Source organism: Trinickia fusca (assembly GCF_003628145.1).
Classification (GTDB): domain Bacteria; phylum Pseudomonadota; class Gammaproteobacteria; order Burkholderiales; family Burkholderiaceae; genus Trinickia; species Trinickia fusca.
The window spans coordinates 379,800-405,120 of the sequence record NZ_RBZV01000004.1 but is presented as its reverse complement, the minus strand read 5'-3'; the positions used below and the strand labels follow the sequence as shown (position 1 = coordinate 405,120).

Here is a 25,321-nt window from a genome sequence, read left to right as displayed (position 1 = left end):
GGCTTCGCTCGCCACACCATCCCCCCATCACCACCCCATCGCCTTCCGAATCATCTGCAGGGCAGCGGCCAGCACGAACAGCAACACGACGAGACGAAACGCGTGCGGCGGCAGCTTGTCGCGTAGCGGCCGGGCGAGCACCATGCCGGCGATGACGGGCACGCTGGCGGCGGCGGAAATGAGCAGATCGAACCCGCTTGCGTGTGCGCCGCCTTTGAACGCAATGACGAGCGTCACGATCGAGACGACCAGGATCATGCCCATCTGCTTCGTGAAAGCGCTTCCGCGTGCGCCCGACGCGATCAGATAGATCGCGAGCAGCGGACCAGGAATCGACGCGATGCTCTCCATCATCGCCGCGCCAAAGCCGAGCACGAAGCCGACCGGCTTGACCCAGCGAGGCGGCAACGCAAAGCGTGGCGAGGCGAGCAGCAGCAGCGCCGCGAAAATCAGCAACGCGCCAGCGGCTGCCTGCGCATGGTGCGGCTCGAGCGAGACTAAGATCGCCACGCCGACGAGATTGCCGAGCACCGTGCCGATAAGCGGCGCGGCGATCTTGCGCATGGTCGCCCAGACTTCGCCGCCTTCGAGCGCTTGCGGAATGTTGCCGAGGATGACGGGCATCGACAGCAGCAACACGGCTTGCTTGACGGGCATGAACTGGCTCAGGATCGGCATTGCGACGAGCGGCACGCCGATGCTGACGACACCTTTGACCATTCCGCCCAGCACGAGCGCCACCACGATGCCTGCGAGCGCGTAGGCAGGCAGCGCTTGCAGGCTGGCGGTCAGGATGCCTGAGCAGCAGTCGAAGTGAGTCATCACTGACCCTGCGTGGCGCTGGCAGGTGCGGCAGGTGTGGCGGGCGTAGGTGCGTCGCCGCTAGCCGGCGAGGCCGGTGCGGCGGGCGTCGAAGCAGGCGTTGCCGTGGAGGCGGGCGCTGCGGCCGCAGCAGGGGCCGATGCAGGCGCCACCCCTGAAGCAGGCGCCGCTCCCGAAGCAGGAGCGGCCGGCGCGGCCCCACTGTCTTCCTCGTCGCCGTAATTCGGCAGCGCGGGCGGTGCCGCTTCGCCGCCGCTCAAACGTGCGCGCCGCTGCTGCGTGTAGGCGTCGCGAACGAACGAGTATTTGTCGAGGGCCGCCTGTTCGAGCACGTTGGTCGCACCGAGCAGATCGGAGCGGGTGCTCACGAACTGCAACGCGTACAGCGACGTGCGCACGGCGGGCTCCGTCGCATAGTTGAGCGGATTGAAACGCACGTCGACGGCGAGGCCGATGCCGTCGCGCACCGAACTAGGTCCAAAGATCGGCAGTACCAAATAAGGCCCGGACGGCACGCCCCAGTGGCCCAGCGTGAGCCCGAAGTCCTGGTGGTGCTTCGGCAAGCGCGCGGGCGTCGCGAAGTCGATGAGCCCGCCGATGCCGAACGTCGAGTTCATCGCAAAGCGCACGAGGTCTTCGGTCGCATCGGTGATCTTCAGCTGCAGCAGCTCGTTCGCGATGTTGGTCAGATCGCCGAGGTTCGAGAAGAAGTTGCTGACGGCCGTGCGCAGCGGATGCGGCGTGATCTTCTGATAGCCCTTCGCGATCGGCACCGCGATGGTCTGGTCGATGGTGTCGTTGACCTTGAACACCACGCGGTTCATCGGCTCGAGCGGATCGCCCGGCGTGCGATTCGGCGCGCTCGCGCAGCCAGCCAAAGACATCGCGGCGACCAGCGCGGCGACGGAAATTCGAATGTTAGCCATCGATTCCTTCGAGTTCTTTTTTCGAAACGCGCGCAGCGCGCGGCTTGCCCATCAACACCGGCTGGAAGACCACGGCCCCGATCAGCGTGCACGTCAGCGCGAGCGCAAGCAGACGCCCCATGCTGGCCGTGCCGGGGTGATGCGAGAGCCACAGGCTGCCGAACGCCGTCGCCGTCGTCGCCGCGCTGAACAACACGGCATGCGTGAGGCTCGATTGCAGCAGGCTCGTTTGCCCGGCGCGCCACGCCATCACGAAGTACACCTTGAAAGCCACCCCGACCCCGAGCATCAGCGGTAGCGCGATGATATTCGCGAAGTTCAATGGCATGTCGAATACCACGCACAGCTCGAGTGTAACGAGCGCCGAGACGAGCAACGGAATCATCGTGCGCAGCACGTCGCCGAAGCGGCGCAGCGCGAGCCATAGCAGCAGCGTGATCGACATCACGGCCCATGCCGCAGCCTGCAGGAACGCCATGATGATCGTGTTGGCCGAGTGCAGGATCGAGATCGGTCCTCCGATCGCGCCCGGTTCCGCGTGTTTTACGGCATTCGCGAAGCGGCGCAGCATCGTATCGTCGTTGGGATCGGTGCCAGGCAGCACGCGCGGCGAGATCTGCACGAGCGCACGGCCGTCGGGCGCGACCCAATCGCGCACGATCTCGGGGGGCAAGTTCTCGCGCACGATCGCGGACGGTTGCAGCAGCAACGTCAGCTGCCGCAGCGCGAGACGCAGGGGCAGCGCGAACGCCGCTTCGGCGCGCTCGCGCGTAGCCGCATCGGCAGCCGCGAGCTTCGCCAGCGATGCCGACAAGTGCTTGGCTTCCTTCGCACCCGGGCCCGGGTAGTCCTCGGCCGCGTACGACAGCAGGTTCGACGTCCGCTTGAGCGCCGCCACACGTTGCGCGTCGGTCGCAGCCGGGGCCGGCGTCTGCGTCAAAGCGGGCAGCAGCGCTTGGGCGGCATCCTTGATCAGCGCGAGCTTGGGCGGCTGGTCGTCGGGGATGAACGTCGTCAGCGTCGTCACGCGCCCCACCTCGGGCAGCTTGCGCAGGCGTTGCGCGGTCGCATCGGCCGCTGCAAGCGACGGTGCGAGCACGGCGACGTCGTTGACAGAGGCTTCAGGTGAGTTCTTCAGCGACAACAGCGTCGCCATCGATTCGGTCGACGGATCCTTCAGATTGAGCGGATTGAAGTCGAAGCGCAGATGCAGGAGCAGCGGCGACGCGCCGAGCAGGACGACGAGCGTGCCGATCAGGATCGGCTTGCGGTTGCGCTGCAGATAGTCGTCGACGGGCGCGAGCCGGGGGAAGCCGGGCTGAGCCGCTTCGCCGGGCGGCGCGAGCAGCCTCAGCAACGCGGGCAGCAGCGTCATCGTGCTCAGATAGGCCACGACCATCCCGATGCCGGCGATGAGGCCGAGCTCCGACACGCCGCGGTAGGCGGTTGGCAGGAACGAGAAGAAGCTCGTTGCCACGGCCGCGGCGGCCAGCGTGAGCGGCATGCCCATCGAATGCGCGGCACCGATGAGCGCATGATCGAGCCGCTCGTCGCGATAGCGCTCCTCTCGGTATTTCACGCCGTACTGAATGGCGAAGTCGGCGCCCAGACCGACGAACAGCACCATGAACGCGACCGAGATCATGTTCAGCGAGCCCACGATCATGAGCCCCAGTGCTGCTGTAATCGGCAGACCTACCGCGAGCGTCGCGAAGATCGCGAGGATCATGCGCTTGGAGCGCAGCGCGAGCCACAGGATCGCCAGCACGACCACCAGTGTGCCGATGCCGTTCACGGCGGCGCCGTCGGCAACCGATGCGAACTCCTCGTCGGCAAGGGGCTGCGAGCCGGTGAGCCGAACGACGGCGCCGAAGCGCTGTTGCAAGTTGAGCTGGCGGGCGACCGCACGGATCGTTTCGGAGGTCTGAGCGCCCGCTTGGAGCGCCGCGTAGTTGACGACGGGCTCGACCGTCACGAACGCACGGGCCGGCTGCGCAGCCGCATCGCCATCGACGAGCGCGCGCCACGAGAACGCCGCGCTCTTGCCTGCCAGCACGTCGTCGACGGTCGCGGCGCTGCGTTCGAGCAACCGCGCCAGGTCGGGCAGTTTGACCTGCCCCGACTGCAGCGGCGTGCCGAGCAGCGTCGAGAGCGTGGTGGCGAGGCCCGTCACGCTTGGGTCGTGCGCGAGCGTGTTGACGAGCGGGCGGGCGCGCGCCAGTTGCGAGGTGGTGTCGGCGACGGCGTTCTGCGGCAGAAAGAGCAGACCGTCGTGCTCGAACAGCGGACCGCCGCCCGGCTGCGAGACCGCGCCGATGCGGCCGGCATGCGAGGCCTCCTGGAGGCCGGCCGCGAGCGCATTGGCGGCGGCGTCGGCCAGTTCGGGCGCGCCGGCTTCGACGACGGCCAGGACCGTCTCGTCGCGTTGCGGGAACGCGCGATCCATCGCATTGCTGAGCGCGGACCACTGCGGCTCGGTGTCGATGAGCTTGCTGACGTCGGTGTTGATGCGGAAATGGCCGACGACGTAGACGCTGCTTGCCACGGCAAGCACGAGCGCCAGCGCGACGACCCATAGCGGGCGGCGCACCGACCAGACAACGAGTCGAACGATGAGGGACGTCAGCATGGTGGGGCGGAAACGAAAGCGGTGGGGTAAAACGTCCAAGTATACCGGCGTATCGGGCCGAGCCGTGCCGGGCGGGGCAGAGGCCCCCGGTATCGGGCCGAGGTGCGGCCGGAACGCTGCGTATCTGAATACGAGCGCCTCGACAGTGCAGAAGTGGGAACAGGGGCAGAAGCGTCCGAACGGCCCATCGCTAAAGTTGCTTAACCTGGTTGATCGCAAGGGGCTAGAAGTTCTGCTGTAACGTTTTGCATATGTTGGCTCGCCGCGCCCGGCGCGGCAGTGGCTTAGGGATTTCTCGGTGCAATTGGCCCTTGACGCCCCAAGGGGCCAGGATTCAGCTGAATTATTCCTGCGAGCCTTGGCTGGCTTCTAACTGGTGCGGTAGCGGCGCAGTCGAAATTTTCACGCCCAAGCCGCTGTCCGCCAACGATTCCATTTCCGTTGGCGCTCGGTCCCCGCCAGCACTCCAATCATCTCTTTCCGGCATTCGTCCAACATGCAGTCATGATTTGAAAATAGGAGCGACGCATATTCTGCGTTTCCATATTGGCCACGTTTTCCGAAACAATTGGCTGGTAATTCGCCTTAAGTTGAAACAATTTGTAATGAATCGTGGAATTCTGATATCTTCGCGCCCGGGCCAATAATTACTAACAAAACGCTTAAAAATGAGAGCGGCAGACGGGGTGGTTTATTACCACGCACTGCAACGTGCGATGGCGTTGGACAGGCGCCGAAATTGGAGCGCAGAGCGGTTGACTCCTGTGCGATACGCCTTATGGCGGCGTGTCACGGCAGTTCTAACCGCCTGGGCGGTATACCTTTGCCCGATGGCGCTTTTAATCGATGAGACCGCTCAAGCTGCGGCTATCGTTGATCCGCGCGCGCCCATTCCGTTCCAACCCACCATCACGCAGACCAGTACGGGGATTTCCGCTGTCAATATCGCCGCGCCAAATGCCAATGGCGTGAGCTTGAATCAATACCAGTCATTTAATGTCGACAGCACAGGCTTAGTGCTGAACAACAGCCTGGTAGCGGGAACGCCGCTTCTGGGTGGTGCGCTCCCAGCCAATCCGCATCTTGGTGGGCGCACGGCGAGTACGATCATCAATGAGGTTACGTCGACTGGCCCTGCGTCGACGCTGATGGGGCCACTCGAAGTTTTCGGAAGCCCAGCGGCCGTCATTATTAGCAGCCCTAACGGAATTTCAGTCAACGGGCTCGCTTTGACGAACATTTCAGGGCTCGTGCTGACCACCGGTACTCCGCAGTTCCTGACAGGCAGTGGTGGTACGCTGACCGATTTTCCTCACGCAAGCGCGGTTGCTTACAACGTCAGTTCGGGACGGATCATCATCGACGGCCCGCAAGGCGCGATGAATCCCGGCGTTGGCATTGAGGGTACGGTCGGGGACATCGACCTCATCGGGCAGACCGTCAGCATCAACGCGCCGTTGCGGGCGGACCAGCGCGTGAACATCATCGCCGGCAACCAGACCGTCACGCCTGCGGCATCAGGCAGCGCGTCCTACAGCACGATACCTAACGGCACGGCGAACAAGGCTTCCGTTATTGATAACAACGCGGCCATTGACGCGAGCCAGTACGGCTCGGTTACGAGCGGACAGATCTTCATCGTGTCGACGGCGGCCGGTATGGGCGTCAACATGCAGGGCACGCTGGCTGCGGCGGCAGGCAATGCAGTCGTGACATCGAACGGTGATATTTCCGTTGGCAACACGTTCGCAAACCAGGATGTCACGCTAAGTAGCGCAGGCAACACCACTATCGCCGGCACCGGGCTCGCGAATCAGAACTACACCGTCAACGCGAACGGCGACGTCAATGCGCCCGCTTCGGTATCGGCGGTTCATGGCCTGTCGATGAATGCGGGAGGGAGCCTTTCGGCTGGCAAGCTTGCAGCTAACGGCCATGTTGCGATAGCCGCTCAAAATTCGATGACGCTTGGGTCCGCCTCCGGACAGGATCTTACTCTGCATACCGCTACTGGAGATCTCGCGGTCAATTCATCAATCACCTCTCCTGGCAAAGTTGAAGCAAATGCAGGGCGCGACCTTTGGGTAAGCGGCTCCGTCGAAAGCGGGAACACCGTAACTCTGAAAGGCGCACGCAATGCCAGCGTCAACGGCGCCATTGCAGGGGCGAGCGATATGACGCTGATGGCGTTGAGCGGTACCCTCGCTACAACAGGCAATGTCGGAACGCTCGGTGCTTTGACTGTAACTGGGGCGCAGAGTGTAAGCCTGGGTGGCGCGGTGTTCAGCTCAGGCGACGCAGCGGTTAGCGCTTCGACGGGCTCCCTTTTCATTGGCGGCGGATTGTCGAGCGTGGGCGCTGTCACGGCGGGCGCTGGGCAGGACGTCACGATTACTGGCAGCGTTCATAGCAGCAAATCCTCAACGATTACTGCCGCACGTGATGTAGCCCTCAACGGTAGTCTCGAGGCCGATGGCGCAGGGAATGCGGCGATTAGCGCGGGGCGTACTCTTGCCGGCAGCGGCGCGATAAGTGCCGCGCATGACGCGCAGCTATCCGCGGGGCGCGATATAAGCATTAGCGGCGGAATTCAAACAGGCAATAACCTGTTTGCGACAGCGGGGGCGAACCTTTCGGTCCGCGCGACGACAGTCGTGGGTGCGGAGACACTTACGGCGACGGCGGGTAGCGCGACGCTTGCGGGTAACGCGCTTGTCGGTAAGGCAATGAGCGTGACTGCCGGCAATGATCTAAATGCAGAGGGCGGCATTACCAGCCTGGGCGACCTCGGCTTAAACGCGCAAAGCGGCAGCTTGAAAGCAAGTGGTCAGGTATCGACGGCGGGCGCCGCGGTCTTGAACGCTGGCCGCGACATCGCATTGAACGCGCAGACAACGGTCACGCATGATGCCAGGTTGACGGCCAACAACATTACGACACAGGGGGTGTCGGTAGGCGGCAATCTGATCGCGCAAGCGGTGAACACGTTGGATACGTCTGCCGGACAGCTCAATGCCGCGTTTAACGCGAGCGCGCCTGAACTCAACGTTACCGGCAGCGCGACATTAAAAGGTGCCAATGTCTCGACGGCCAATGCCGTAGTCGGTGGCACGTATGCCGCGACGGGCACCACAACTCTGAAAACGGGTGGGACGGCAGCGTATTTGAGCGATGCGACGCTGGCGGGCGGTGGCGTCGCGAACGTTGGGCGCCAAATGGCGAGCGGAAACCTGAATGTATCGGGAGCCGCTATCACTAACCAAGGCCAGCTATCGTCCCTCAAGATGGCGACGTTGATCGCGGTAACGCTCGATAACGAGGGCACCGTTTACGCGCCCACATTTAACGTCAGCATGTCGGGCGGTACGACAAATTCAGGAGGGCTATTCGCGTCGAATGCGCTGACGTTCACTGCCGGTTCGCTGAACAACAGCAACGGATTGATCTTTGCCGGTGACGTCAATCACCCGACTGCGGCCACCGGTAATGCGACCGTGACGATTACCGGTGGAAACGGGAGCTTCAACAATACGAACGGCAAAGTGCTAGCTCAAAACGTATTGACGCTCAGCTTACCGAATCAGACGATCGATCCATCGACTGCCGCATTCGGAACAATAAGTGGCGGATATGGCATGAGCATAGCCGCGCAAGCGATCAGTAACTCAGGATCGTGGGCGTTGCCTAGTACCAAAACGGCCATCACGACGAGTCAAGGCACTAGCAATTCTGGTTCGTTGAGCCAAGGCGGCGGTACCTTGACGCTCACAGGGGGCGTTTCAAATGCGGGCACACTTAGCGCCACGAATCTCACGATCAACGGCTCGTTGACCAACCAAACGGGCGGGATCATTAGCGCGGGCAATGCGCTAATTCTAAATGGGTCGGCCTCTAATCGAGGCATCGTCCAGGCTCTTAACGCGCTCAATATTTCGGGCACAAATTACGACAATACGAACGGCATCACTAGGGCGGGCAACAGCTCAAGTGCCGCAGGGCAGGGTAACGTCAGCGTCAATCTCAGTGGCGATTTGGCGAATGGGGGCGGCACGCTGACGGCAGTCAACGATTTGGCCATTGCAGCGGCCAATGTGAACAATTCGACAGTATCGGGTGCCCCTACCACATCAACGGCTACTACCACGGTAGTCAACATCCCGCTCGTGATGGCCACCGCCATCGGCACAGAGCTCTTCAATTACCCGCTAAAGATCGGTGGCGCCGGGATGCTCAGCCTGAACTCGACGACGCTTCAGGCGACGATTGGCGGTTTGCTGTCCTCGACAGGCAATACGCCGGGGCCATCAGCGGTGTGGTCCTATGGGTGGGGCGGTGTCATCCTCTCGCAGGAAAACCCCGTCGCGACTTCAGGCACGGTGCAATTTGTGAAAGTGCCTGTAAAGGTAGGGGAGAATACCGACGGCGGTACCGCTGTTTACCCAGACATGTGGGTTGTGCAGGATGGCACCATCTCCGGATATACCGCCACGCGCACCGTCTCGTTGCCAACCGTCGACGAGACGACGACGATCATCCAGTCGAGCGGCGTCAATTCGGTGATCGCCGCCGGCCACAATCTGACCCTCACTGCAAACAGCCTGAACAATCAGGCGGGGACAGTCACGGCCGGCAACGACGTCAATGTGCATGTTCAGTCGCTGTCCAACGGAGGTCAAGCTTACTCGTCGTCGGTCACGGACACGGTCAACGCGGCATCGCTCAATGCGTTTCTTGCCACGTTGAATTCGATGAATGCTCCGGTTATCACTGGTGTCACGGTGCCTTCGAGCGTGCCGGTGCAGGACCTCTGCCCTCCGAACGGGGGCGGGGGCTGCATGGACGTGCCTCCAATCTCGTTCACGTTCGACAAGCAAGCAACATCGCTCCCTTCAACGTCTTCCTCTGTGACGGTTCAAGGCCCCACAGGCCGTATTGCCGCGGGCCACGATCTCAATTTGTCAGGCGGAAGTTTGACGAATGCAGGCGCCTTGGCCGCGGGTAACGACGTTAACATCGCCGCCAAGGGCTTCACTAACCAAGGCACGAATACCGGCACGACGACAACCACGGCTGGCTGTGCAGCTGGCGTTTCGAACACGGGTTGCTCGATACTGAACACCAGTAACCCCAATTCTCAGAACTACAGCTACCAACAGATCAACAGCAACGTTACTGCTGGAAACGACGTCGTTATCGCCGCCGGCATGTTGAATAACAAATACGCCAATATCGCCGCAGGCCGTAACGTGATTATCGGCGGTGCTGGGACACTGGCAAATGACGGTGTTACGGTGTCGGCCGCGCTGACTCAGGCGGGCAGCGTAGCGAATGTTTCCGGTGCGATCGAGGCTGGTTACGACGTCAACATCAATGCCGCCTCCTTGACGAACTCGATATCGGCACCGGCATACGTCCACGAAAACTACGGACGCAAAGGCCCCTTCGCTGGCTGCGAGCAAAATTGCGAAACGTACATCGGCGTCCAATCGGGCAATGCTGCGATCGTCAGCGCCAATCACAATGTGAGTCTGCAGGCAAGCGCGTTTAGCAATACTGGCAGTCTCGTGACGGCGCTGAACAACGTGTCGATATCGGCCACCAATGGTGCGTCGAGTGACAACCAATATTTTCAATCCTTCTGGCATGCAGATCTCTATGGTCCGTCATGGGGTTGCGCAGGAAACGCGGCTCAATGCGCAAGTCTTTATGGGGCTGCGTACTCGCCGGGTGATGCGCAGGCGGCCCCCGGATTGCCTTCGGCTGCGGGCTTTGCCGATTTCGTGCCATCGACGATCCAGGCGGGCAATGCACTGTCGGTGAAGTCGCCAACGCTCACTAACACCGGTAATGTCATCGGTCAGGCGGTATCGCTAAGCGGCGCACAACTCGTTAACGGCCTGACGAATCCTCACGTCTATACGCCGGCTCCGGTGGTTTCGGGCCAGGTGATTACGTTGGGACCGCCTGCGATGCCGGAGATGGCGTCGACGACTGTTAATAGTGCTGGCCTCGTCACGACAATGAGCGGCGAGGCTATTTCCGTCACGGGCGGCGCAGGCCCCCCGCCGACTATGCCGATCGGCGTACAGACGATCGGGAAGCCGGTCGCTCCGGTCGTGGAAGCGGCAACGGCGCAAACGACTGGCTCAGCGACTGTTTCGTACTTTGTCAATAACCCGGCGTCGTTCACGATGCCAGCCTTGTCGCCGGGGGCGCTTTTGGCTGCGCTACCGGCCAATTTGCAGCCGGGCAAGGTGCCGTTCTACTACGATCCCTACACCGAGAATCAGCAGATCGAGCAGGCCGCTTTGCAATCCACGGGACGGGCGACCTTCTACAGCACGACAAGTGCTGCGGACAGTACCGACCAGGCTTCGGTTCAGAATCAGCAGAAGAAGGCCTTATACGGTGCGGCTCTTCAGTACGCTAAAGAACACAATATTGCCCTGGGCACACAGCTGAGCCAGACACAGCTCGCGCTTGTGAGCGAACCGATGCTCTGGTACGTCGAGCAAAGCGTGCCGGAGCCTGGGTGCAGTGCCACCGGTAACGGGACCTGCCCCACAGTTCGGGCGCTCGTCCCGGAAGTGCTGTTGCCGCAGAATTACGCTCAGGTCAATGCAGACGGCGAGATAAGCGGCAAGAACGTCACCCTCGATTACAACAACAGCATTTTGAATACAGGCTCTGTCTCTGCGCAGAGTCTGGCAGTCAACACTGGAACGCTGACGAATGAGCAGCGCTCAACGGATGTTGGCTTGATCTACCAAGCGATTGACGACGGCTACATTGCGAAGACTACGGGTACGGTCGTCCAGCAAGGCGGCTTTATGTCGGCTGCCAACTATACGCTGAACGCGCAAGCCATCCAGCAAATCGGCGGAGCACTCCAGCAGGTGGGGAGCGACGGAAGCGTCGATCAAGCAGCAACGACACAGTTGCTCACGAGCCTCAAAGGCAGTCTTGGTGGCAACTTTACCCAGAGTGCGGTTAGCAACCACCTCGATACGTCGGTGATCGGTGCCGAGGCTTGGTACGACCAGCTCTGGATGGTCGCGGTCATTATTGGGATCTCCATCATGTCCGCGGGAGCCGCATCGGCGGCAATCGGTACTGCGGCGGGCGCGACGGCGGGGTCTGGGACGATGTTCGCAGCGGGCGGAGGCGGCGTTGGTTTAGTGGGCGCGGGCGTCGGCAATGCGGCACTGTCGGCTGGCTTCGCTGGAATGATGAATAGCGCGATGAGCCAAACCGCATTCGGCAATGGCTCGTTCAACGTCGGTACGATGTTCGAAACCGGGGCAGTATCGGCGACAACCGCAGGCCTGTTGAACGGCATCACGGTTAACGGTGGCAGTGTGGGTTGGTCATGGGGGTATTCGCCCAACAGTCTCGCTGCGTTGGCCGGAGTGCAGTCTGCTGGCAGTGCATTTGTCCCCGTTGCGGGAGGCTCGTCGCAATCGCTTCCGACAGTGATTGCAGCCATTGGGGCCGAAGCGACGATCCAGGCTGGGGTACAAACGGCGATACAGGGGGGCAGCTTCCTCACGAACCTGCGCAATAGCGTGGTGAGTGATGCAGCCGCTGCCGGGGCGTATGCAGTCGGCGAGGCCGCTGGTACGTCGGGCTCGTTGATACCGGTCGGTTCGCCGCAGTACATCCTGACTCACGGGTTGTTGGGCTGCGCGGCGGGTGCGGCTGAAGGAAACGGGTGTGCGGCCGGGGCGATGGGGGGAGCAGCTAGCGCTGCGTTCTCGCCGGACTTCATTAAGGCAATTGATCCGTCTGGTGCGTCGCTAGATCAAGGGCAGTTGGCTGCGCTGGCGACGTTTTCGACGCTGGTGGGCGGAGGCCTAGCTGGATTGGCGGGGCTCAATGCGCAGTCTGCGGTGACGACTGCTCAGAATGAGGCGCTGAACAACTCCGGGGCTGGGGACCATACGGCGCAGGCGGTAAAGAATGGCGGAGTGCTGAGCACATTGGCAGACGCGTTTGTCGATGCGCTGCAGTTCAAGCAGCGAATGGACAACTGGCTGACGGGGCAGGCGAGTCAGTTCGTTGGCGTGATGAACAGGAACAGCGCGCAGACGCCGCCGTCGGATCCGAATCCATTGGTGCAGGCGAACAACGGCAATCCGCCGATGACTGGAGGGGCCGTTGTGACGCCGCCGGTTTCCGTTCCACTGCCAAATGGCACGGTTGCGACGACACCACCGTTGATCCAGCCTGGTGCGCCGATCCTGTCAAGTGGTGATAGTGGCGATGACACCGGAGGCGGAGCAACTGGCCAAGGGCCTGCCACAAACACACCTGTGGCGTCAGAAGGTACGGCCAACGCAGCAACCCTTCAGGGTTTGAAAGGCCAACTCGCGAATGAGAATCTTGCCAATATCGCGGCGCAAGATTCGAGGTTGGCAGCGGCGGTGACCGGTAGCGGCACGTCAAATCCAAACTTCTCTATTGGGACGGGAACAGTCGCTGAGGCTAACGCGTTGGGGCAGGTTTGGGTCGGCGATGGCGCTACGTTGGTCTCAAATCAAGTCGCTTGTCCAGGTTGTTTAGTTAGCGCAGACGGAACTATGATCTATAGACCGCCACAGCCTAAAGCTTCGCCCTTTGCGACAACAGGCGTTCAAGCAAATTTTGTAAGGCAGACCCCGGGTGGGGCAATAATTAGCAATGGTCATTTGAATGTAATACCATGAAAGCAATTATCAAATCGATGTGGGTGAATAGCCCGACCGTGGGTCTGGATAGTTATTTCCCGGATGACCCGAAAAATTTCAGTTTGTGGATTGAATTTAGGGTGGGTCCCGATGATTCACCGGGTGCAGATGATTACCGTGTCCTGATCTGCACGCCAGAGTGGCTTAGTCAAAATATATGGGAGCCCCGGTGGGGACGTCATATGCTGATCGTTCGAGCATACGATCGTTTTGCCATCGAGAAGTGTGTCCGCGATTACATTGCGAAATGTACAGGCGATGAATGGGGTGTCGTCGCGCAGAAGGTCGCGCGCAATCTGTCTTGGGAATTTGAGGACTATCAGGGTTAAAGTCGCGTAAATCGTCGCCACAAACACGAGCAATATCACAATCGACAGAAAACTTGAGGCCCAAGATTAGACAGGCAAGAAGTGCAAGCGGTCATTAGCGAAGTTCCTGCCGGAACCACGACGGATAACCGATTCGCAGCCAAGATGCCGGATGGCGTGTCGAGAAATGACCCAACGCCTGTGTATGGTCCGAAGAGTGGTTACGTCGTGATAAATGACCGGAATGGAGAGGTTCGGTACCTCATGTCGACGCTGAGCTTCCCGGCCGAGTGACTACGAATGTAACGGTATCGCCTTGAGCAGAGGCTGCATTTGGCCCTGGCAGGATTTCTATCTTACAGGATGGAACCAAGATTATTGCTCGGTCAAGCAGTACGACGACCGGTTGGCCTACCAGTGATACAGTAATTCCAGGGGCACCAGGGAAATGAATGAAGCGACGGATGTACTTGCGGCTAGCGTGCGACTGGTGTTGCTGAAGGAGTGGGATCCCATCGGCATAAATGATGTGCTTGAGGCGCAGGACGAATACGATTCCTATGTGCCGAAGATATGCGAGATGCTTCGTGGGGACTGCTCCGACGACGACGTCTATAGGCACCTACGGTGGATTGAGTTAGAGCATATGGGACTTGATGGGGATGAGGTCCATACAGGAAAAATCGCCAAAAGGTTAGCGGACCTGCGAGGGCGGGGATAGCAGTAGTGCCTCAATTGACGTGGGCAGCGAACCTGGCTTCGGCCGGGTTCCCTGCTTTTGGACCGGTCAATCGGACGTGATCACAAGCCGCTCGTGTTGGACTTCGACCTTGATCTGCTGACGAGGCTTGAAGCGTGCTCAGATTATTGAGCGTCCTTCTAGATGGCTTCGTCAATTCGGAAATAAATAGAATTATTAAGATAACCTAAATAATAATGCTTTTCAGTCGATGCCTCTCCAAGCGTTTGCCCGTAAAGGTCGCTCTGCTACCGTTACTGTTCGCCATAAAAAAAGCGTCTGCCACCGGCATCGTCGCCGACGGTAACACGGCGACATCCGTGTCTATGGCGGCAAACGGCCATCAGACAGTGAACATAGCGCTGACCGTCGGTGGCGTGTCCCACAACACCTATTCCTCGTTCAACGTTTCATCGGCTGGCGCCGACCTCAACAACGTCGGTGTTAACGCTCGCACGATCGTGAACGAAGTGACGAGTACGAATCCGTCGCTGATCCAAGGCGCGATTGCCGTGCTGGGGCCTCGGGCGAACGTCATCCTGGCTAATCCCAACGGCATCACTGTCGATGGCGGCGGCTTCGTCAACGCCGGCCACGTCGTGTTATCAACGGGACAAGTGACCTTCAACGACCTGACGTCGGCGCTCGGTAGCATTCAACGTAACGTCGTACTAACGACGAATGGCGGAGCCATCACCATCGGCCCTGGTGGCCTGTCCGGGACCTTGGTGAACCTCGACCTTGTAGCGAAACGTCTCGCCGTAAGCGGCCCCATCACGAACGATTTCACGACTTCACTAGGCGGTGTACGTGCAACGATCGGCAATAGCACGACGAATTGGGATACCAGCTTCTCCCCGTCGGACAACGGTCACGATTGGCTCATCAGTTCGACATCACCAGGCGTGGCAAATCACGGCTTTGCGATCGATATAACAGCCGCAGGAGGCATCACTGGCGGGCGTGTGGAATTGATCGTCACAGACCAGGGCGCCGGTGCACGCAATCTCGGCAAGGTCTACGCAAGTGCTGGCGACGCGGTCGTTGCCGCCAATGGCGATGTCACCGCGGTAGACGGCTCGATCAACGCCGCGCACGATATTTCGATCACGACACCGGGCAACGTAACGCTGCAGGGCGCCCAAGTTCAAGCCGCGAACAACGTCTTGGTCAAGGCCGGAGCCGTAACGCTGACCGACGATGCGACTGGCTGGTCGACACTCGTCGCCCAGGCTGGGGCAGTCAACGTGACGACCAGCGGCAACATTTCCAATACCGGCAGCCTCATTCAGGCTGGTGCTGCGGCGCCCAATGGCAATGCGATCGGGGGGGACGTGACGCTAATCGCAGGCGGAAGCGTCACGAATCACTCTTCCGCAGTCAACCTTGGCGTCGTCTTTTCAGCGAACGGCGCAACATCGATTTCCTCGCAGGGCGACATCACAAACGACAACGCACGCCTGCTCGCCAACGGTGCCGTGATCCTCGCCGCACAGGGGGACGTACGGAACGTTATAGATCACACGGGTGGTGCCAGTGGCGGTCAGCCCAGTGCTTACTCGTCGTCACGCGGCCGCTTTTTATTTCTCACACATAACACAAGCGGTTTCAACGTCGACTATGGAACCGTGACGCAGCCGTCACAGCTGGCCTACGTGGCTTCGACTGGCGGAACCGTGACGATCAAGGGGCACAACGTCGCCAACTCGGGCGGGATCATTCAATCGAACAACGCGGATATCAATATCGCGGCACAAGACACTTTCACGAACGCTGCAGTGTTCGATGGGCAAGCCAGTTATTCGCGCAGCTGCTGGATTTTCTGCCATGCAAGTGCGTCAAGCACGGTGCGACCGTTCGGGGGCACGATTCAATCCGGTGCCAATCTCTCAATCAACGCGGGTACCGTCGCGCGAAACGTTGGCGGCAACGTCTATGCAACCGGCGATCTTCGCGTAGCTGCGCCCACCACGTATGCGCAGGGCGTCACAGGTTATAGCGCCATTACCCAGGATCGGGGCTTCAAAGCATTCTTCGGCAGCAGTTGGGCACAGATTCTCGCATCGGATATCGGCGGAGGATTTACAGCCGGCGGAACCGTAAGCCTCACCGGAGACGCAGTCATCGATGGGGGCTCCATCGCAGCGGTTAAGGGTGTATCGGCCACTGGGACGATCACGACTGTGCGTCGACCGTCGAGCACGCCTGTGCAAATCGGTCAGCACCTTGGCTTGTTTAGCTGGGTGGGGTACTGATGCGAGCGGTGCAGGTATTTGCTAAAGCTGTGCGATTGCTGCCGCTTACGATTGGCGTTGCCGTTCTTTTCGCACAGGCCGTGCGTGCGCAGACGGCGCCGGCTGGAACGTTGCCGCTGTCTCTCGGCTCGCCCGTGAGGCCGATACAGGATCCCGGTCAACAGTTGATTGACGAGCAGCGGGAAAGAGCGCGGCAACAGCAGTTGAATCAAGCCCCGGCTTCGATTACCGTCGCGCCGTCAACGACGGAAATGACGCTTGATATTCCGCTCGATACGCCGGTAGACCAGATTGCGGAGCCGGGCCCGACGTTCCTCGTGAACCACATTCGACTGGTGGGCCGGGACGGCGGAGCGTTCATTTCGCTGCCTGATGTTTCGCAACACGAGCTCGAAGCGATTATTGCGCCATTTTCGGGGCACGCGCTCGGTTCACACCGCATTAACGTGCTGCTGAAACGACTTACTGATTCGTTCACGTCCGCAGGGTATGTCACCACGCGCGCTCTGCTTGCGCCACAAAACCTCGGCGGTGGCACCCTTGTCGTCACAGTCCAGCTTGGCCGTATCGAGGCTTACACCGTCAACGGGAAGCCGGTGCACAGGCTTAAAGAAATGGAGAAGTCCTCGGGTGGAGGCTTGTTCACCGACGCCGGATATGAGAATGCGTTTCCAGCGGGGGCCGGCGATCTACTGAGACTCGATGGCATCGATGAAGGCGTGTCACAGATCAACCGCTTGAGGCGCAATCAGGCGGAGGTACAGATCCTCCCTGGCCAAGCGCTGGGCAACTCCATCATCGCGATCAATAACGCGCCCGGCGACCGCGTGTACTACAACTTGGGCGTCGACAATTTCGGTAGCGAAGCGACCGGCGTCACACGATACCGCGCCGGCATTGAAGCCGATAACCTGATCGGCTTGCAGGAAGCCATCAGCCTCAACTACATCGATAGCATCGAGAGCAATGCGCTCGTGGCGTCGATGGCTGTGCCGTATGGGCGGCATACGTTTAGTTATACGCTTTCGGATTCCGAGTATCAGCAGGTGATTGGCACTACTGCGCTTTTATATGGGCGCACATTGAGCCATATCGCCGGCTGGAACTACACACTCGAGCGAACGCGAGCCGATATCGTCAGCATCGATGCGACGCTTTCTTGGCGACGCAGCGATCGCGTCGTGAACGACATTGCCCTGGATCCACAACATATCTCGGTGTTGCGCATCGGCGGCAATTGGCTTCATAAGTTCGAGCTCAACGGCGCGCTGGGCAACGTTACGCTCGACGCAGGGCTGTCGCAAGGATTGCCATGGCTGGAAGCCGATCACGACGCACACGGCATCGCTCGCACCGATGCGCATAGTCAGTTCAGCAAGCTGGATGCCACCGCGACTTTCGCGGTTCCTTTGCCGAGCCTGGGGCGTGCGCACTTTGGGTACCGAGGCGTACTCGGCGGCCAATACACGAACGTTGCGCTCTTTGGCTCCGAGCAACTGTATCTCGGTGGCATGGATTCGATTCGAGGCTTTCGCTCAGGTGAGCTTGCGGCGGACCGCGGGTTCTACTCGCGGAACGAACTCGCGTGGATCGATATGCCCGCATGGCGAAACGGCCGTCTCGAGCCCTATGCTTTTCTTGACGCCGGCAAGGCGAACCTGATCGCCACGTCGGGTTTTCCGTCATTGGTCGGTGTCGGCGCGGGCATGCGTGTGCAGTGGCAATGGCGAGGACAACTGCTCTCGGGAGAAGTGTTGGCGGGGCGGCCGCTGACTCAACCGTCGGTTCTTGGCCAAAAGGCCACTCTTATTCTCGGGACGCTTAACTACACCTATTAGGATCGACACATGAAAGGGCTATCACACCGTATGGCCGTCGCGGCGTAGTCTCGCCAGACGACGCCGGGAAAACTCGAGCAACGGCAGGTTCGCCGGACACCGTCTGGCGATCTGGTCTCCGGGCCACCCCCGGTCCGCCTAGGTATACTGCCTATTCGGCCACCCCACGCCCCCGCGCGAGCTGGCCGGCATTTCTTCACTCGGGCCCGATATTCCATGAAACGTCATTTGTTTGCTTTCCTTACCGCGGCGTTCGTCAGCGCCGCCGCATTTGCACAAAGCGCGCCCGTCGACGTGGTCAAGAGCGCCGTCTCCGGCACCGTCGAGGCGATGAAGAAGGATCCCGCCGCACGCGGCGGCGACATGGCGAAGATCACGCAGATCGTCAGGGACAAGTTCCTGCCGGCGACGAATTTCGAACGTACGGCGCGCATCGCGACGGGCGAAGCGTGGAAGCAGGCTACGCCGGCTCAGCAGCAGGAACTCACCAAGCAGTTCACGACGCTGATGACGCGCACCTACGCTGCCTCGTTGGCTCAGCTCGGCACGCAGGATGCGAAGTTCACGTTCGAAGGCAAGTCGGCGACGGCCAACGACGCGTTCGTCTCGTCGACGGTAGCCACGCCCGGCGATAGTCAGAGCGTCGGCTATCGGCTCGGCAAGGTCGGTGGCGACTGGAAGATCTACGACATCGACATGTCGGGCGCCTGGCTGATCCAGGTGTATCAGGGGCAGTTCAAGGCGCAACTGCAGCAAGGCGGCGTCGATGGCCTGATCCAGTATCTGACCAAGCACAACGCGCGCGCCGAATAAGCGCACGTTTCAACAGCCGTTCGCCGGTGCCCGCAGATCGAATCAGCGGCGCCGGCGCTCGACGGCGAACTTGGTCAACTCGGCTTCCCTAATCCCCCACCAACCCCTGCAACGCCGCATACTGCAACAACATGATCGTCTTGCCGTCGACGATCTCGCCTCGTGTGATCGCCGCGAGCGCGTCCTCGAGCGTCAGCTCGATTACTTCGATGTCCTCACCTTCATCCTCGATTCCGCCACCGTGCCCCACACGTGACGACGCGTCGTATTCGCCGACGAAGAAGTGCAGCTTCTCGGTGACCGAGCCCGGGCTCATGTACGCCTCGAACACCTTGTGCACGTTGCGCACGCGGTAACCCGTCTCTTCCTCGGCCTCGGCAAGAATGCGCGTCTCGGGCGCCGCGTTGTCGAGCAGACCGGCCGCCGTCTCGATCAGCAGGCCGTCGTGGCCGTTGACGAACACAGGGAAGCGAAACTGACGCGTCAGCACGACCGTCTTCTTCTCACGATTGAACAGCAGGATCGTCGCGCCGTTGCCGCGGTCGTACGTCTCGCGGCTTTGCCGCTGCCATACGCCATCGTTGCGCTGGAAGTCGAACACCGTCTTCTTGAGCACGTACCAGTCGTCGGACAGCACCCTGGTTTCGATAATACGCACCCTGTCTTTCGTTGCCTTCATCGTCGTCAGCCTCTTCGAATGGGTTTGTGCAAGCGCATCGATGTGCCTGTCGGCATAGGTAACCGCGTAAACGAAAAAAGCGCGACGGCATCCGTCGCGCTTCTCCCGTATTACCTCACCTTGGCGTGAGCCGTGGCAGTGCTGCTCAATGCGCCGTGGCCGCCTGGGTTTCGCCCTTCTTCGCGCTGGTGGAGCGCTTGATCTCGTCGAGCTTGATCTCGACGTGGCGCGAGAACACGTATTCGGCCGGACGCTGCTTGTCGAGCGGGATGTCCTTCGTGAACGCGCCTTCGACCTTCGGGCCGCGCAGGCTGACGCCCAGCGCCTTCAGCGGATGCGCGACGGTATCCATCACGGCCGTCGCTTCGAAACCGCTGTGGACCATGCAGTCGGCGCACTTTTCGTAGTTGCCGGTGCCGTAGGCGTCCCAGTCGGTGGTTTCCATCAGTTCCTTGAAGGTCTTGGCATAACCTTCGCCGACCAGGTAGCACGGACGCTGCCAGCCGAACACGGTACGCGCGGGGTTGCCCCACGGCGTGCAGTGGTAGGTCTGGTTGCCGGCCAGGAAGTCGAGGAACATCGCCGACTGGCTGAACGACCAATTCTTGCCACGATTGCCGCGCTTGAAGATCTCGCGGAACAGGTGCTTGGTCTTGTCGCGGTTCAGGAAGTGCTGCTGATCGGGTGCGCGCTCATACGCATAACCCGGCGACACCGTGATGCCGTCGACGCCGATCGGGCCGAGCGTGTCGAAGAACGCGGCCACGCGTTCGGGCTTCGCGTCGTTGAACAGCGTGCAGTTGATGTTGACGCGGAAGCCGCGGCGCTTCGCTTCGCGAATGGCTGCGATGCACTTGTCGTAGACGCCTTCCTGCGACACCGAGTGATCGTGCATCTCCTTGTCGCCGTCGAGGTGGACCGACCACACGAAGTACGGGCTCGGCTCGTAGTCGTCCATCTTCTTTTCCATCAGCAGCGCGTTCGTGCACAGGTACACGAACTTCTTGCGCGCGATGATGCCCTTCACGATCTGCGGCATTTCCTTGTGCAGCAGGGGCTCGCCGCCTGCGATCGAGACGACCGGCGCACCGCACTCATCGACGGCGCCGAGGCATTCCTCGAGCGACAGCCGTTGATTGAGGATCGGGTCCGGATAGTCGATCTTGCCGCAGCCGTTACAGGCGAGGTTGCAGCGGAACAGCGGCTCGAGCATCAGCGCGAGCGGGTAGCGTTTATTGCCGGAGATGTGCTGGCGAAAGATGTACGAGCCAACGCGAACTTTTTGCAACAGCGGGATCGACAAGGCGTCCTCCTTAAACTTTAGCGTGCCGCGACGGGCTCGGAGAGCTTCGCCGGCAGCTTGAATTCGACTTTTTCCTCGCGGCCGGCCATCGTCGTCACTTCGACGGGGCCCAGCGCGCGCAATGCGCCGATGACATGTTCGACCATTTCCTCGGGCGCCGATGCACCGGCCGTGATGCCGACCGTCTGCGCCCCAGCGAACCATTCGGCCTTCACTTCGGAACCGTCGGCGACCAGATAGCTCGGCACACCGCTTTCCGCGCCGATTTCGCGCAGACGGTTGGAGTTGGAGCTGTTCGTTGCGCCCACCACCAGCAGCACGTCGACGTGCTCGCTGAGCTCGCGCACCGCGGCCTGGCGGTTCTGGGTCGCATAGCAGATATCGCGCGTGTCGGGGCCCACGATATCCGAGAAGCGACGCGTGAGCGCTTCGATGATGCCACGCGTATCGTCGACCGACAGCGTCGTTTGCGTCACGTACGCGAGCGGCGTGTCGAGCGGCAAATCGAGGCTCGCGACTTCGGCTTCGCTTTGCACGAGCAGCACCTTGCCCGGGATCTGGCCGATCGTCCCTTCGACTTCGGGGTGGCCCGCGTGGCCGATCAGGATCAGCGTGCGGCCGGCCGCCACGTACTGACGCCCTTGCACGTGCACCTTCGTGACGAGCGGGCAGGTGGCATCGAGCACGTCGAGGCCGCGCGTTTCGGCGTCGCGCTCGACGCTTTGCGCTACGCCGTGCGCGCTGAAAATGGCGACCGCGCCATGCGGCACTTCGTCGAGTTCCTCGACGAAACGGGCGCCTTTGCTGCGCAGGTTCTCGACGACGTGACGGTTATGGACGATCTCGTGGCGCACATAAACCGGGGCGCCGTGTCGTTGCAGCGCGCGGTCGACGATCTCGATCGCACGGACGACCCCCGCACAAAAGCCGCGGGGTTGAGCAAGGATGACTCGCATGTTCTGGCGAACTCCGACTGAATCAGAGCAAGGAGCAAGCCAATCTCGAACGGCTTGGTCGCCCTGATTCCAACTATTATTAGAAAGCGGGCAGGATCGCCGGCAGACTTCAAAACGCGCATTCTACCGCTATCAGGCAGATAGCGCTTCAAAGGGGGCTTGCGAGCGTTGCGAGAATGCCCTATAGGGCTTGCGCGACGGGCCCCTTGGCCTGGTTCGCGACAGCCTCGGCCCTACCCCGGTAAACTGGGCGGCCTTGCCGAGAACCTTACGTTCTCTTTACTAATTACTCTGACTGATTGCCGGTCTGCACAGCATGGACGTCAATTCCAACAAGAACTTTTCCATTGCCGGCGCGTGTTTCGGGTTGATGAGGTCGGCGCCATCGGGCCTATCGCACCGCCGCGCCGTCCGCGCCTGCCGTATCGGGAGGCGCGCATGACGGCCCTGCTGTTCGCCCTCTCGATCGTCTCGCTGCTGATCTGGTGCGTGCTGCTGTTCGCGCGCGGCGGTTTCTGGCGCACCCGTCCCGCGTCGCTCATGGCGATCGAGCCGCGCGAAGTCTGGCCGGCTGTCGTTGCCGTCGTGCCGGCACGCAATGAGGCGGACGTGATTGCCCGGGCGGTTTCGTCGCTGCTGGCCCAGGATCATGCGGGCTCGTTCCACGTCATCGTCGTCGACGACCACAGCACCGACGGCACGGCCGATGCCGCGCGGGCCGCGGCGCTGTCGCTCAGGTGTCCTGAGCGGCTCACGGTGATCGCCGCAAAGCCGTTGCCAGCCGGATGGTCGGGCAAGGTATGGGCGCAGTCGCAAGGCATCGCCGCGGTCAAATCGCTGGGTTTGCCGGCCGATTACCTGCTGTTGACCGATGCCGACATCGGCCATCCGCGCGACGCCGTCACGCAACTCGTGGCGCGCGCAACGAACGAGGGGCGCGATCTCGTCTCGCTGATGGTGCGTCTGCGTTGCGATTCGTTCTGGGAGAAGGCGCTGATTCCGGCCTTCGTATTCTTCTTCGCGAAGCTGTACCCGTTCGCCTGGGTCAACAACCCGCGCAACAAAACCGCCGCGGCCGCCGGCGGCTGCATGCTCGTCAAGCGCTCGGCGCTCGAGGAAGCGGGCGGCATCGAATCGATCCGCGACGCGCTCATCGACGATTGCAGCCTTGCCGCACGGATCAAGCATCGCGGCACGGGCCGGCATCCGATCCGGCTCGACGTGGCCGCCAATAGCGTGTCGCTGCGCCCCTACGACGGCCCGGGCGAGATCTGGAACATGATTGCGCGCACGGCGTTCACGCAACTGCGCTATTCGCCGTGGCTGCTGGTCGGCACGCTGATCGGCATGACGCTGATCTATCTGACGCCGCCAATCGTCGCGCTCGTGCTGGGGCGGCTCGGCTGGCCCGCGTGGCTTGCCTGGCTGGCCATGTCCTGCGCCTATGCGCCGATGCTGCGCTATTACGGCCGCTCGCCGGCCTGGGCGCCCGCATTGCCGCTCGTTGCGCTGTTCTATGTCGGTGCGACGATCGCGTCGGCTGTGCGTTATTGGCGGGGCAAGGGCGGGCAGTGGAAGGCGCGCGTGCAGGCCCCTATACAGGACCAGTGAGCAGCGTGGCCGAAAAGGCATGGAAGCGCTGAAAAGCGCTTCAGCTTTGGCTGCGGCTTCGCTGTCAGCTCTGCGCGAGCATCATGTAGAGCTCTACGGCCGCGTCGGCCGAAAACGTGAACGGCACCCAGCCGTGGCCCGTATGGCGCGCCAATAGCAGGCGATCGCCGTTCGCTTGCTTCTTGATCGCCATCATCGGGTTCTTCGTTGCGGCGAAACGCCAGCCTTGCGGGAGCGACGTCGGCGGCTCCGGCTGCATCGACGCGCGCGCGTTGGCGAGCTCCTCGATGAGCCTGCCGATCTGCTCGGGCTGCAGCGTGACCGATTGAGCGCCGATCGTCAGCGTGATTTCGTTTTGCGAGGGGCGTGCGACGCGCAGCGTCGGTTTTTCCTCGACGGCGGGGGCGACGGGCTCGGACGGGGCGGGTGCCGCGACGGCCTCGTCTGCGTGGCTGCGCTCGGCGGCCGCGGCGAGGGCGGCCTGCGCGAGCTTGTCGATCTCGTTCAGCCGATCGACACTCGCCTCGAGCGCCTCGATCTGTTCGTGAAGGTTCATGCGCGGCATGGCTCTGGACTGGAAAGAACCCGCGATTCTACCGGCTGCGCGCCGGCTTCATTCTCCTGCGCGCGTCACGACTTGTAACAAAATGCACGCGGCGTGCTCACGCGCCCAGATAGCCGGCTTCGCGGAACCAGGCAAGCGCGTCGCGCAGCCCCTCGCGATACGGGCGTGCACGATAGCCAAGCTCGTGCTCAGCCTTGGCCGACGTGAAATACATCTTGTTCTTGGCCATCTTGAGCGCGTCGATCGTGACGAACGGCTCACGCTTCGTGATCTTGGCGACGCATTCCGCGCCGAACGCCAGCGGATAGAGCGGCCAGCGAGGCAGGCTCAGCGTGGGCGCCTTGCGGCCCGTCTCTGCGGCGATGTCGGCCAGCATTTGCTGGAGCGGCAGATTTTCGCCGCCGAGGATGTAGCGCTCGCCGATGCGTCCGCACTCGAGCGCAAGCAAATGTCCTTCGGCGACGTCGTCGACGTGCACGAGGTTCAGGCCCGTATCGACGAATGCGGGAATCTTGCCGAGCGCGGCTTCGACGATGATGCGGCCGGTGGGCGTCGGCTTGACGTCGCGCGGGCCGATCGGCGTCGACGGATTGACGATGACGGCCGGCAGCCGCTGCTCAACCACCATGCGCTCGACGGCGCGTTCGGCCAGCACCTTGCTGCGCTTGTAGACGCCGATGGCCTGCTCGGCAGTCAACGGTGCGGTTTCGTCGGCGACGTTGCCTTCGCGCGTGACCTTCAGCGTCGCGACGCTGCTCGTATAGACGATCCGTTCGACGCCTTCGGCGAGCGCAGCGCGCATCGTGGCTTCCGTGCCTTCGAGGTTCGCGCGCTCGATGTCGGCGGGGTCGGGAGCCCACAGCCGATAGTCGGCCGCGACGTGAAAGAGATAGCGGACCCCACGCAAGGCGGCGCGCATCGAGGCTTCGTCGCGCATATCGCCGACGACGATTTCGGCATCCAGCGCCTCGACGTTCTTGCGCGGGCTGTTCGCGCGTACGAGTACGCGCACGGCGAAACCGCGTGCGAGGGCGGCACGTGCCACGGCCGAGCCGACGAAGCCCGAGGCGCCCGTCACGAGCACGAGATCGCGTGAAGTAGCGGTCATTTCTGGTGTCTTCCTTATCCGTTGCGAAGCGATGCGATGCTGC

Annotated in this window: 15 protein-coding genes; 7 read left to right on the top strand and 8 right to left on the bottom strand. The window is 61.6% G+C overall.

All coding sequences use genetic code 11. The features are described 5' to 3' along the window. Positions 1 to 27 precede the first annotated feature (27 nt). From D7S89_RS13740 to hpnN, 3 genes are read right to left on the bottom strand one after another with little or no spacing between them, the layout of a single operon-like run. On the bottom strand, positions 28 to 822 hold the full coding sequence (locus D7S89_RS13740) for a sulfite exporter TauE/SafE family protein (protein ID WP_121278219.1): 795 nt from the start codon (positions 820 to 822) through the stop codon (positions 28 to 30). After that, the gene (locus D7S89_RS13735; RefSeq protein WP_121278218.1) at positions 822 to 1,748 is read right to left on the bottom strand and encodes an MlaA family lipoprotein; all 927 of its coding nucleotides are present in this window, start codon (positions 1,746 to 1,748) and stop codon (positions 822 to 824) included. Before D7S89_RS13735 ends, D7S89_RS13740 begins: the two co-directional genes overlap by 1 nt. Further along, on the bottom strand, positions 1,741 to 4,377 hold the full coding sequence (gene hpnN / locus D7S89_RS13730; protein ID WP_121278217.1) for a hopanoid transporter HpnN: 2,637 nt from the start codon (positions 4,375 to 4,377) through the stop codon (positions 1,741 to 1,743). The genes D7S89_RS13735 and hpnN overlap by 8 nt, the downstream gene beginning before the upstream one ends. Positions 4,378 to 5,207: 830 nt before the next feature. On the opposite strand from hpnN, the gene D7S89_RS13720 reads away from it, so the two are divergent. The 6 genes from D7S89_RS13720 (at position 5,208) to D7S89_RS13690 (ending at position 19,056) form a co-directional block, all read left to right on the top strand. Beyond that, positions 5,208 to 13,082 (top strand): beta strand repeat-containing protein, encoded by a 7,875-nt coding sequence (locus D7S89_RS13720; RefSeq protein ID WP_245982888.1) that lies wholly within the window; start codon positions 5,208 to 5,210, stop codon positions 13,080 to 13,082. Continuing rightward, positions 13,079 to 13,432 carry an immunity 8 family protein gene (locus tag D7S89_RS13715; protein WP_245982886.1) on the top strand — a complete coding sequence of 118 codons (354 nt, stop codon included), beginning with the start codon at positions 13,079 to 13,081 and terminating at the stop codon, positions 13,430 to 13,432. The genes D7S89_RS13720 and D7S89_RS13715 overlap by 4 nt, the downstream gene beginning before the upstream one ends. 81 nt (positions 13,433 to 13,513) lie before the next feature. Continuing rightward, entirely contained in the window at positions 13,514 to 13,705 is a 192-nt protein-coding gene (locus D7S89_RS28295) for a colicin E5-related ribonuclease (RefSeq protein WP_121278215.1), read from the top strand. Positions 13,706 to 14,347: 642 nt separating this feature from the next. Then, the gene (locus D7S89_RS13700; protein WP_121278213.1) at positions 14,348 to 16,405 is read left to right on the top strand and encodes a two-partner secretion domain-containing protein; all 2,058 of its coding nucleotides are present in this window, start codon (positions 14,348 to 14,350) and stop codon (positions 16,403 to 16,405) included. Continuing rightward, positions 16,405 to 18,243 carry a ShlB/FhaC/HecB family hemolysin secretion/activation protein gene (locus D7S89_RS13695; protein ID WP_121278212.1) on the top strand — a complete coding sequence of 613 codons (1,839 nt, stop codon included), beginning with the start codon at positions 16,405 to 16,407 and terminating at the stop codon, positions 18,241 to 18,243. Before D7S89_RS13700 ends, D7S89_RS13695 begins: the two co-directional genes overlap by 1 nt. A gap of 216 nt (positions 18,244 to 18,459) precedes the next feature. Beyond that, positions 18,460 to 19,056, top strand: a complete 597-nt coding sequence (locus D7S89_RS13690) for an MlaC/ttg2D family ABC transporter substrate-binding protein (protein WP_121278211.1) — start codon at positions 18,460 to 18,462, stop codon at positions 19,054 to 19,056. Positions 19,057 to 19,144: 88 nt separating this feature from the next. Here the strand turns inward: D7S89_RS13690 and D7S89_RS13685 are convergent, their stop codons facing one another. The 3 genes from D7S89_RS13685 to ispH form a co-directional block, all read right to left on the bottom strand. Next, positions 19,145 to 19,735 carry an NUDIX domain-containing protein gene (locus D7S89_RS13685; protein ID WP_121278210.1) on the bottom strand — a complete coding sequence of 197 codons (591 nt, stop codon included), beginning with the start codon at positions 19,733 to 19,735 and terminating at the stop codon, positions 19,145 to 19,147. A gap of 145 nt (positions 19,736 to 19,880) precedes the next feature. After that, on the bottom strand, positions 19,881 to 21,038 hold the full coding sequence (hpnH, locus tag D7S89_RS13680; protein WP_121278209.1) for an adenosyl-hopene transferase HpnH: 1,158 nt from the start codon (positions 21,036 to 21,038) through the stop codon (positions 19,881 to 19,883). Between the two features lie 17 nt (positions 21,039 to 21,055). Beyond that, positions 21,056 to 21,994 (bottom strand): 4-hydroxy-3-methylbut-2-enyl diphosphate reductase, encoded by a 939-nt coding sequence (gene ispH / locus D7S89_RS13675; RefSeq protein ID WP_121278208.1) that lies wholly within the window; start codon positions 21,992 to 21,994, stop codon positions 21,056 to 21,058. A 438-nt stretch (positions 21,995 to 22,432) separates the two neighbouring features. Between ispH and D7S89_RS13670 the strand changes: the two genes are divergently transcribed. Then, positions 22,433 to 23,605 (top strand): glycosyltransferase, encoded by a 1,173-nt coding sequence (locus D7S89_RS13670; protein WP_121278340.1) that lies wholly within the window; start codon positions 22,433 to 22,435, stop codon positions 23,603 to 23,605. 64 nt (positions 23,606 to 23,669) lie between these two features. Here D7S89_RS13670 and D7S89_RS13665 read toward each other — a convergent pair whose 3' ends face one another. Both D7S89_RS13665 and hpnA read right to left on the bottom strand, forming a co-directional pair. Continuing rightward, positions 23,670 to 24,161: a hypothetical protein gene (locus tag D7S89_RS13665; RefSeq protein ID WP_121278339.1), complete on the bottom strand. Its 492-nt coding sequence runs from the start codon at positions 24,159 to 24,161 to the stop codon at positions 23,670 to 23,672. A gap of 106 nt (positions 24,162 to 24,267) precedes the next feature. Continuing rightward, positions 24,268 to 25,278: a hopanoid-associated sugar epimerase gene (gene hpnA / locus D7S89_RS13660; RefSeq protein WP_121278207.1), complete on the bottom strand. Its 1,011-nt coding sequence runs from the start codon at positions 25,276 to 25,278 to the stop codon at positions 24,268 to 24,270. Positions 25,279 to 25,321 lie beyond the last annotated feature (43 nt).